This is a genomic window from Streptomyces sp. NPDC005899 (genome assembly GCF_040629645.1).
Classification (GTDB): Bacteria; Actinomycetota; Actinomycetes; order Streptomycetales; family Streptomycetaceae; genus Streptomyces.
Map to the genome: position 1 here is coordinate 1 of NZ_JBEXWB010000239.1, position 9,977 is coordinate 9,977.

General features: G+C 73.9%; 9 protein-coding genes. 8 read left to right on the plus strand and 1 reads right to left on the minus strand.

From position 1 onward, the window contains the following. Window positions 1-5 precede the first annotated feature (5 nt). The 5 genes from ABZ371_RS23085 (at window position 6) to ABZ371_RS23105 (ending at window position 5,961) form a co-directional block, all read left to right on the plus strand. Window positions 6-1,841: an FAD/NAD(P)-binding protein gene (locus ABZ371_RS23085; protein WP_358682804.1), complete on the plus strand. Its 1,836-nt coding sequence runs from the start codon at window positions 6-8 to the stop codon at window positions 1,839-1,841. Between the two features lie 180 nt (window positions 1,842-2,021). Continuing rightward, window positions 2,022-3,104, plus strand: coding sequence for an LLM class flavin-dependent oxidoreductase (locus tag ABZ371_RS23090; protein ID WP_358682788.1), 1,083 nt, complete (start codon window positions 2,022-2,024; stop codon window positions 3,102-3,104). Beyond that, a complete protein-coding gene (locus ABZ371_RS23095) occupies window positions 3,101-4,390 on the plus strand; it encodes an NtaA/DmoA family FMN-dependent monooxygenase (RefSeq protein WP_358682790.1) in 1,290 nt (429 codons plus the stop codon). The genes ABZ371_RS23090 and ABZ371_RS23095 overlap by 4 nt, the downstream gene beginning before the upstream one ends. 4 nt (window positions 4,391-4,394) lie before the next feature. After that, window positions 4,395-5,210 carry a DUF1684 domain-containing protein gene (locus tag ABZ371_RS23100; RefSeq protein ID WP_358682792.1) on the plus strand — a complete coding sequence of 272 codons (816 nt, stop codon included), beginning with the start codon at window positions 4,395-4,397 and terminating at the stop codon, window positions 5,208-5,210. Window positions 5,211-5,481: 271 nt separating this feature from the next. After that, the gene (locus tag ABZ371_RS23105) at window positions 5,482-5,961 is read left to right on the plus strand and encodes a hypothetical protein (protein ID WP_358682794.1); all 480 of its coding nucleotides are present in this window, start codon (window positions 5,482-5,484) and stop codon (window positions 5,959-5,961) included. 60 nt (window positions 5,962-6,021) lie between these two features. Here ABZ371_RS23105 and ABZ371_RS23110 read toward each other — a convergent pair whose 3' ends face one another. Continuing rightward, window positions 6,022-6,951, minus strand: coding sequence for a DUF4231 domain-containing protein (locus tag ABZ371_RS23110; protein ID WP_358682796.1), 930 nt, complete (start codon window positions 6,949-6,951; stop codon window positions 6,022-6,024). Between the two features lie 234 nt (window positions 6,952-7,185). Between ABZ371_RS23110 and ABZ371_RS23115 the strand changes: the two genes are divergently transcribed. The 3 genes from ABZ371_RS23115 to ABZ371_RS23125 all read left to right on the plus strand — a co-directional run. Further along, window positions 7,186-7,896 (plus strand): hypothetical protein, encoded by a 711-nt coding sequence (locus ABZ371_RS23115; protein WP_358682798.1) that lies wholly within the window; start codon window positions 7,186-7,188, stop codon window positions 7,894-7,896. A 367-nt stretch (window positions 7,897-8,263) separates the two neighbouring features. Continuing rightward, complete coding sequence (gene fxsA, locus ABZ371_RS23120) at window positions 8,264-8,431, plus strand: FxSxx-COOH cyclophane-containing RiPP peptide (protein ID WP_358682800.1); 168 nt, start codon at window positions 8,264-8,266, stop codon at window positions 8,429-8,431. A gap of 86 nt (window positions 8,432-8,517) precedes the next feature. After that, on the plus strand, window positions 8,518-9,977 hold a 1,460-nt coding region (locus ABZ371_RS23125; RefSeq protein ID WP_358682802.1), incomplete at its 3' end, for an FxsB family cyclophane-forming radical SAM/SPASM peptide maturase.

The window sequence follows — 9,977 nt, forward strand, 5'->3', positions numbered from 1 at the left end:
AGCCGATGAGCGGCGTGCCCTCGCTCGTCGTCATCGGTGGCGGCCCCCGCGGCACCGGAGTCATCGAGCGCATAGCCGCCAACGCCGGTGAGCTCTACGGGGACCGGCGACTGGACATCCACCTCGTCGACCCGTACCCGCCCGGCGGCGGCCGGATCTGGAGGCAGGACCAGTCCGCCCTGCTCCGGATGAACTCCATGGCCGAGGACGTCACCATGTTCACCGACGACACGGTGCGCATGGACGGCCCCGTACGGCCTGGGCCCGCCCTGGACGCCTGGGCGCGGGACGTGGCACGAGGGCGGATGACCGTCGACGCCGCCCCCGCCGTGCTGGAGGAGATCCGCACGCTCGGGCCCCGGGACTTCCCGAGCCGCCGGCTCCAGAGCGCCTACCTGCGCTGGGTCCACGAACAGGCCGTCGCCACGCTGCCACCGGGCATCACCGTGCACGAGCACCGCACCTCGGCCCGGCACGTCTCGGGACCCCGGGACGGCCGCCAGCGCGTCTGGCTCGACGGCCGCACCGCACCCCTCCTCGCCGACCTCGTCGTCCTCACCCTCGGCCACCTCGACGCCGAACCCGAGGCGGAGCAGCGGGAGCTGTCGTCCTTCGCCGCCCGGCACGGACTCGTCCACCTCCCACCGGACTTCACCGCCGACAGCGACCTCGACGCGCTGCCCGCGGGCCGGCCCGTCATCGTGCGCGGGTTCGGCCTGGCCTTCGTCGACCTGATGGTGCTGCTCACCGAGGGCCGCGGCGGCCGGTACGAGAACGGCACCTACATCCCCTCCGGCAGGGAACCCGTGCTCCACGTCGGATCGCGGCGCGGTGTCCCGTACCACTCCAAGATCGGCTACCCGTTGGAGGGCGAAGGCCCGCCCCTGCCCCACCACTTCGGGCCGGCCCAGGTGGACGCGCTGCTCGCGGAGCGCGGTACGGCGGACTTCCGGCGCGACCTGTGGCCCATGGTCGTCAAGGAGCTCGGACACGCCCACTACCACCGGCTGTTCAGCGCCCACCCCGAGCGCACCGCCGTCGCCTACGCCGACTTCGCGGAGAAGTACGCCGCCGCGGACCAGGGGAGCCCCGAACTTCAGGCCCTGATCGCCGAGGCCGTTCCCGACCCCGCCGACCGCATCGACGTCGAGGCCCTGGACCGGCCGCTGGACGGAGTGCGCCACGCCTCCTTCGACAGCCTCCAGGACGGCCTGCGCGCCTACATCACCGCCGACCTCGAACGCCGCCACGACCCCGAGCAGAGTCCCGACCTCGCCGTCTTCCTCGGCCTGCTCTCCGCCTACGGCCAACTGGCCCGCGTGGGCGACCCCGGTGGCCACTGGCACGGCTTCTTCAGCTACCTGGCCTCGGGCCCCCCGGGACCGCGCCTGCGCAGCCTCCTCGCCCTGTCCCGGGCCGGGGTGGTCCGCTTCCTCGGCGCCGGGATGACCGTCGAGGCGGACGAGGAGCTGGGGCTCTTCCGGGCCGGCAGCGCCACCGTCCCCGGGGAGCACGTCACCGCCACGGCACTGGTCGAGGCCCGGCTGCCGGACCCGTCCCTGCACCGGACGCGCAGCCCGCTGCTGCGCGCACTGTACGAGGACGGGGCGTCCGGTACCGGCGCGGGCCTGCTCCGCACCGACCCCGCCGACGGCCGCGTCCTCGACCGGGACGGCGCACCCCACCCCCGGCGCTTCGCCCTCGGCCCCCACACCACGGCCCGGGGCGGCGGCGCGTTCACCCGGCCCCGCACCGGCGGGCCGGCCTTCCGGCAGAACGACGCCACCGCCCGCGCGGCCCTCGCCTTCCTGCGCACGGCCGGTACGAGGCCGCAGTGCTGACCACCGCACGCGCCCACGCCCGCTGTCCGGGGACCCGCGGCCCCTGACCGGCGACACCCGCACGCAGGCCCGGAGGCACCCGGGCGCCCGTCCCCGGGATCACCCCGCGCCCTTCCCCCAGGCCCTGTGACGTGCCTCCGCGTCCGGCAGCCCCCGCCCGCGACACCGACCGAGGTATCCATGACTGCCATCAGGCCCCTCCACCTGGCCGCCGAGATCGGCGGCCCCCCGCGCTACGACGCCGCCTCCCACATCGCGCTCGCCCGCCTCGCCGAGCGGGGCACGCTCGACTTCGTCACCCTGGCCGACTCCTTCGCCCGGCCCGGGCCCGACGCCGCGGCCGTGCTCGCCCACGTCGCTCCGCGGACCGGCCGGATCGGACTCGTACCGACCGTGACCACCACCCACACGGAGCCCTTCCACGTCTCGTCGGCCGTCGCCACCCTCGACTGGGTCAGCCGGGGCCGGGCCGGCTGGCACGCCCACGTGTCCACCACCGAGGCCGAGGCCCGGTTGTTCGGCAGGCGCCCGGCCGCGCCCCCGGCGGCCCTCTGGCGGGAGGCGGGCGAGGTGGCCGACGTCGCAGCCCGGCTCTGGGACAGCTGGGAGGACGACGCGGAGATCCGGGACGTCGCGACCGGCCGGTTCATCGACCGCGACAAGGTGCACCACGTCGACTTCGAGGGCAGCACCTTCTCCGTGCGGGGCCCGGCCGTCGTGCCCCGGCCCCCGCAGGGCAGACCGGTCACCGTCGTCGACGCCACCACGGGCCCCGCCCGGGAGACCGCGGCGCGCCACGCCGACGTGGTGTACGTCCGGGCCTCGTCGCCCGAACAGGCCGCCGCGCTCCGCGAGGAGATCCGCCGCGCGGCCACGGCCCACGGACGGGACCCGGACGCCCTGCGGGTGCTCGTCGCGCTCACCGTCGACCTGGGGGACGCCGAGACGGCCCCCGAACCCGGACTCGTGAGCGGCCCCCAGCTCGCCGGACGGGGCACGTACTTCCGCGGCGGCCCGGTCGACCTGGCCGAACTCGTCACCCGCTGGTACCGGGCCGGGGCGGTGGACGGCTTCCACCTCACGCCCCTCACCCCGGCCCGCGACCTCGAAAGGATCGTCAACGGCACCGTGGCCCTCCTCCAGCACCGCAGCCTCTTCCGCACCTTCTACCCCGGGGGCACGCTCCGCGAGCACCTCGGCCTGCCCCGTCCGGCGAATCGGTACGCGCTCGCGCGCAGGTCCACCGAGGCGGCCACCCGATGAGACAGATGCACCTCGCCGCCCACTTCCCGGGCGTCAACAGCACCACCGTGTGGACGGACCCGCGCTCCGCCAGCCAGATCGACTTCGGCTCCTTCGAACACCTCGCCCGCACCGCGGAGCGCGGCACGTTCGACTTCCTCTTCCTGGCGGAGGGGCTGCGGCTGCGCGAGCACAAAGGCCGCATCCACGACCTGGACGTGGTGGGCCGCCCCGAGTCGCTCACCGTCCTGAACGCCCTGGCCGCCGTCACCGACCGCCTCGGCCTCGCCGCCACGGTCAACACCACCTTCAACGAGCCCTACGAACTCGCCCGCCGCCTCGCCACGCTCGACCACCTCAGCGCGGGTCGCGCGGCCTGGAACGTCGTCACCTCGTCCGACGCCTTCACCGGGGAGAACTTCCGGCGCGGCGGCTACCTCGACCGGGCGGACCGCTACACCAGGGCCGCGGAGTTCGTCTCCGTGGCGCGGCGGTTGTGGGACTCCTGGACGCCGGAGGGCGTCCCGCGGCCGTTCGCGCACAGGGGCCGGCACTTCGACGTCTCCGGCGAGTTCTCCGTGCCCCGCTCCCCGCAGGGACACCCCGTCGTCATCCAGGCGGGGGACTCCGAGGAGGGCCGCGAGTTCGCCGCCTCGGCGGCCGACGTCGTCTTCACCCGGCACGGCACCCTGGAGGCCGGGCAGGCGTTCTACGCCGACGTCAAGGGCCGGCTCGCGCGGTACGGCAGAGCCCCCGGCGACCTGAAGATCATGCCGGGTGTCACCGTCGTCCTCGGTGACACCGACGCGGAGGCGCACGAGAGGGCGGCCGAGATCCGCCGCCGGCAGGTCTCCCCCCAGAACGCCATCCTCGCCCTCGAACAGGTCTGGGGCCGCGACCTGTCCTCCTACGACGCCGACGGCCCCCTCCCCGCCGACGACCCGGTCCCCGACACGGGCCTCGCGCAGGGGCGGGTGAGGATCGCCGACCCCCTGGCCGTGGCCGCCAGGTGGCGCGCCCTGTCCGAGGCCGGAGGGCTCTCGATCCGCCGGACCGTCATCGCGGCCACGGCGCGCCAGTCGTTCGTCGGGTCCCCCAGGACGGTCGCCACCGCCCTGGAGGCGCACCTGTCCGCAGACGCCGCCGACGGCTTCGTCCTGGTACCCCACCTGACCCCGGGCGGCCTCGACGACTTCGTCGACCGCGTCGTCCCGCTCCTGCGGGAACGCGGAATCCTCCGCTCCGCCTACCCGGGGTCCACCCTGCGGTCACACCTCGGGCTGGCGGAGCCCGTATGGAAAGGTTGAGCTCATGAGCACGGACGCACAGCAGGACGGCCCAGACGGCGAGGACCTCCGGGAATGGCGGCGCTGGCACGAGCAACGGATCGCCGCGGTCGCCGCACCGCACGGCCCGCTCGCCCTGACCGGCACCCACTGGCTCTCCGACCACCCGGAGGGGCGCATCCCGGACGTTCCCGGACTGTGGCGGGAGGAGGACGGCGAGGTCGTGCTCACCGCCAGGGCGCAGGACGGTCTGACCCTCGACGGAGAGCCCCTGGACGGCGTCGCCCGGCTCACCGCCGACCGCGGGCCGATCGGCGCGTCGCGGGTGGCGTGGGGCGACCGGCGGCTGGTGGTCCTGAGCCGCGAAGGCCTGTGGGCCGTGCGGGACTTCGACCCGCAGTCACCGGCCAGGCACCGCTTCAGGACCATCGAGGCGACGCCGTACGACCCGGACTGGGACCTGGACGGGGTCTTCCGGCCGTACGGTGCCGAACGGACGGTCCGGGTCGGGAACGCCGACGGGCGGGAGCGCGGGCTGGGTCTCGGCGGCGAGATCGCCTTCGCCCTGGGCGGTGTCGAGCACACCCTCCAGGTCGCGGTGGAGCCCGACGGTTCGCTCTGGGCCGTCTTCGCCGATGCCACCAGCGGGGACAGCAGTTACCGCTTCCGCTTCCTGCGGCCGGACGCCCCCGACGGGGACGGCCGGGTGAACGTCGACTTCAACCGCGCGCTGCTGCCGCCCTGTGCCTTCGCCGACCACTTCATCTGCCCGTTCCCGCCGCCCGGCAACACCCTCCCGGCCGCGGTCCCGGCGGGGGAGCGCCACCGCCTGGACGCCTGACCGCGGCCCCCGGCCCGCCGGCGCCCCGGCGCGGCCACCGAGGTGCCGGCCGGGGAGCTGCGGAGCGCGTACGACGTCAGCGCGTACGGCACCGGCCCCCGCGCACTCCCGTGAGCCCCCGCCGATTCCCGGCGGGGGCTCCCCTACGGCCCGCGGCTGTTGAGAAGATGGCGCAACGGCCGGTCGCAGAGGCACCACGGGGGCGGGCGCTGTGCACGTCCGGAGGGCCGTCCCTCCTGGCCCCCGCAGACACCCAGGGGGTTCCAGGTCCGTGAGACGCATCGGAGTGACCGGTCACCGATCCATCCCCCAGGAGGCCCACGCGCACGTCCTGGAGGGGATGCGGGCGGCCCTGTGCGCGGCCGAAGGCTCCCTGGAGGCGCTCTCCAGCCTGGCGGTGGGGGCCGACCAGCTCTTCGCCGATCTCGCGCTGGCGCACGGTGCCGAGCTCACCGCCGTCATCCCCAGCGGCGACTACGAGGCGGGCTTCGCCCGGGGGGCCGAGCTCGCGCGCTACCGCACGCTCAAGGCCCGGGCCGTCCGCGAGGTCCGGCTGGACTTCCCCCACTCCACGGACGAGGCCTACTACGCGGCGGGCGCCTACATCGCCGACCACTGCGACCGCCTGCTCGCGGTCTGGGACGGCCGCCCCGCACGGGGCCTCGGCGGCACCGGCGACATCGTGACGTACGCCCGGAGGCTGGGCCGGCCCGTGACCGTGATCTGGCGGGACGGCGTGGAGCGGGACTAGCGCCCTCCGTCCGGACCGGGCCGGCGCCGCCTCACGCGCGGTGCCCGGGCCGGCGTCCCCTCACATGCGGTGCCTGGCCAGCCAGTCCGTGTGCTCGGGGGAGACGATCCGCTCGGTCTCGAAGACGGCCGCCGCCCACTGCCGCTCGGTGAGCGTGGTCTCCATGGCGGCCTGCATGTTCTCCAGGTCCTCCTCCACCAGCGAGTGCGCGGACACCAGCGGATGATGGCGGCGCTTCTCGTTCCAGGCGAGGCAGGCCGCCGCCGCGGCGGAGAACGTCCCCGTGAGCGCGAAGGAGCCGGCGGACCCGAAGGTCTGCAGCACGGCGAGGACCAGAGCCGGCAGCGTCAGTACGGCGACGGTGCTCGCCCAGACGAGGGCGCCGCGCCGGGCCACCTGCCTGCGCCTGCGGTACCAGCGCCGCTGCTCGATGAGCCGGTCCCGGATGTAGGTCTCCTTGCGCACGGTGAACGCCCTGCCCCGTAACTCCCGCATCGAGGTGGTGATCAGCCCCTCAGCCGCGTCCGCCACCTTGTCCCGGGGGTCCGCCCAGCCCACCTTCCGCAACTCCTGCAGACCCTCCTCCAGCCGGTTGGCGAACACCGCCTCCGGATGCAGGGTGCCGGTGTCGAAGGGCGAGCCGTGCACCGCGTAGCGCCAGCAGTTCGACTTGATGAACTCGGCCGCGGAGCGGTTGAGTTGCCAATGCGACTTCGCTTTGCGCCGCGAGGCCAGGTACGTCGTGATCAGGACACCGAGGTAGGCCAGTACCGCCAGCCCGTCCAGCAGCCGGACGTCGCCCGCCACCTCGATGTGCCAGGGCAGGGCGGCAGGCACCGTACCGGCGACGAGGAGGGCCAGTTGGCCACGGGTGGTGTTGACCGCCTCGCGCTGGCGCGCGACGGCGACGGCGTCCGTGTGGTGGAAGAGTGCGGGCAGGTCCTCGCTGCGGAAGACCATGGACTGGAGCGGCCCGGGTATCGCCGACATGTGCACCCCCGTCTGCAGTTGTGAGCACTACCCCCGTCCGGGGGCCACGAGAGTAGGTCGCGTACCCGTCGACTGCAATGGCGCCTGGGACCACCGGCGTCGGCGCACGGGTGCGTCGGCACCCTCGTGCGAGGCCGCGGGCTGTGGGAAAATCGCGCGACGTCGTAGGTGAGCGGGGGCGCCGGCTCCGGGGGTGCCGCGCCGGAGCTCCGCTCCTCGGTGGGGGGAGACCAGGTGGAGGACCCAGGCCGGAGCGGTGCCGCGCCGCCCTCCGACGTCCAGCGGAGGGTGCGCCGGAGCCCGTTGCTGTTCACCGCCCCGCTGGTGCTGCTGTGCGTCCTGACGCTCGTCCTGGTCTGGGAGGCGGTCCGGGCGAACGTGACCGCCGGAGCGCGGACCGAGTGGCCGTGGCGGCTCCAGCTGCTGGACGCGGACGTGCTGGGGAGCCTGCTGGCGGTCGCGGCCGGCGCCGTCCTGGCCCGGGCCCAGTACGCCCGTACCGTGCGGCCCTACCTCGGCTGGCGGTCGTCCTGGGTGCAGGGACACCTCGAGGGGGACGCGCACGCCTGGCGCGTGGGCATACTCAACGGCGGCCAGCACATCGCGGCGATCGACTCCTGGGACTGCCGGGTGGTCCTGGCGGGCACGTCCCCCGGGGGCGACGGGCCGTGGGTGGACGTCTCCGAGGCCGTGAGCCAACTGACCGCGGCCGGACTGACCGTCGCCGACGACTTCCAGTTGGTCCGGTTCGGCAGGGGATTCCCCCTGGTGGGCACCGCCGGCTACGAGACGGTGCTGGCCGGGGCCTTCTCGAGGAGGTTCGTGGAGAGGGTCGACGCGCTCTATCTGCGCGTGCGGGTGACGGACGTCGTGGGCGACAGCCACGAACGCATCGGTGACTGCATGAAAGGCGCCAGAGCACTCGCCCGCGCCCCGCTCGACTGACAGCGGGGGCGTGGCCTCCTCGCGTGGCCGGCCGGCGGGAGGGACCGGCGAGGCGGACCGCGGGAGGGATCGGCGCGGGGGGCCGGCGGGCCGGATCGGCCGGCCGGCGAGGCGAACCGGGGGCCGGCTGCCGCCGGAGTACGCCGGATGCCGATTTCCGGCCCCGGCCCGGAGGACCGGGTACCACCCGGGTGGGCCACACAGCGAAAGCATTTCTGTCCGCACAATTCGGCGTAAACACAGGATTTCCTGTCACGGTCGCGTGTGCGGAGGGCTGCGGGGCGAGTAAAGTCATGCCGCCGGACACTGTGAATACGCAGGTGCCGGCAGGTACCCAGTGTCCGGAACCAATCCACCAAGGACGGCCGTGAAGACCTACGAAACCTCCCCCTCCTTCGCCATCGCGAAGAAGAGCCGCGTGCCCCTCGCGCAGATCGACACACGCGGAACCGAAGCCTCCAGGAAGCTCGGCCGGGTATTCGGTGCCACCACCGGTCGCTCGACCCGGATCTCCACCTTCAGTTCGGCTCTCTGAGGAGGGGCCCGGCGCTGCGGCACACAGGCGGAAACCGGCAGGCACGGCCAGGCCGACAGGTTGTCCGGCGCGGCTAGACTGGCGGAATGACAGGACCCCTGGTCCCTTTTCGCGAGATCGTGCTCAAGGTGCACAGTCGATGTGATCTTGCCTGCGACCATTGCTATATCTATGAACACGCAGATCAGAGCTGGCGTACCCGTCCTAAGTCCATCTCCGACGAAGCTATTTCATGGACAGCTCGACGATTGGCCGAGCATGCCGAACGGCATGCGCTCGATTCGGTGGCAGTGATCCTGCACGGAGGCGAGCCGCTCCTGGCCGGGACCGCGCGTCTGCGCCGTGTCTGTGAGGAGCTCACGTCGGCGTTACGAGGTATCGCTGAGCTGGACCTCAGGATCCACACCAACGGCGTCCAGCTCAGCCCCCGGTATCTGGACCTCTTCGACGAGTTCGGTGTCAGGGTCGGCATCTCGCTGGACGGCGACCGCGCGGCCAACGACCGGCACCGCCTCTACGCCGACGGGCGCACCAGCCACCCCCTGGTCCTGCGGGCGGTGGAGCTGCTGCACCAGGAACGCTACCGGCACCTGGATCTCGGACTGCTGTGCACGATCGACGTCCGCAACGACCCGGTCGCCGTCTACGACGCACTCGCGGACCTCGACCCTCCCCGGATCGACTTCCTGCTGCCGCACGCCACCTGGGAAGAACCCCCGCCGCGACCGGACGGGTCGCCCGTCGCCTACGCGAGCTGGCTCCTCGCGGTCTTCGACCGCTGGACGGAGCGGGGGCAACGGCTGCCCGTGCGGATGTTCTCCTCCGTCCTCTCCACCCTGAGCGGCGGCCCCAGCCTCACCGAGTCCCTCGGGCTGGCCCCCACCGACCTGGTCGTCGTCGAGACGGACGGCTCCCTGGAACAGGTCGACTCGCTGAAGAGCGCCTACGAAGGCGCGGCGGCCACCGGGTTCGACGTGTTCCGCCACACCTTCGACGAGGTCGCCGCCCACCCCGGCGTCAGGTCACGGCAGCTCGGTCTCGCGGGAGTCAGCGCGACCTGCCGCACCTGCCCCGTCGTACGTTCGTGCGGCGGAGGGCTCTACACGCACCGCTACCGGGCGGCGAACGGCTTCGACAACCCGTCGGTGTACTGCGCCGACCTCGAGGCGCTGGTGAAAGGCGTCGAGGAGCGCACGGCCGTGCGGGCCGGCTCCCCGGCCGTCGCGGGGGCCGCCGAGCTGCTCCGGGCCGAGCAGAGCCTCAACCTCACGCTGCTGGCGGCACTGCACGCCGAGCTCGGGGGCCGGGGCCTGACGCGCTGGGACGAGTCCTGGGCGCTGGTGGCGGAGACCGAGCGGACGCCGGAGGGCGCCGGCGCGCTGGACGAGGTGCTGGCCCACCCCTACGCCCGCAGCTGGCTCCTCGACGCGTCGCACGCGGTGCGAGGCGGTGACCCGCGCGCCGTCGACAGGGCCGCGCGGCGACTCGCCGCCACGGTGGTGGCGGCGTCCCTGCGGGCCGGGCTGGACGCGACGGCCCCTCTGGA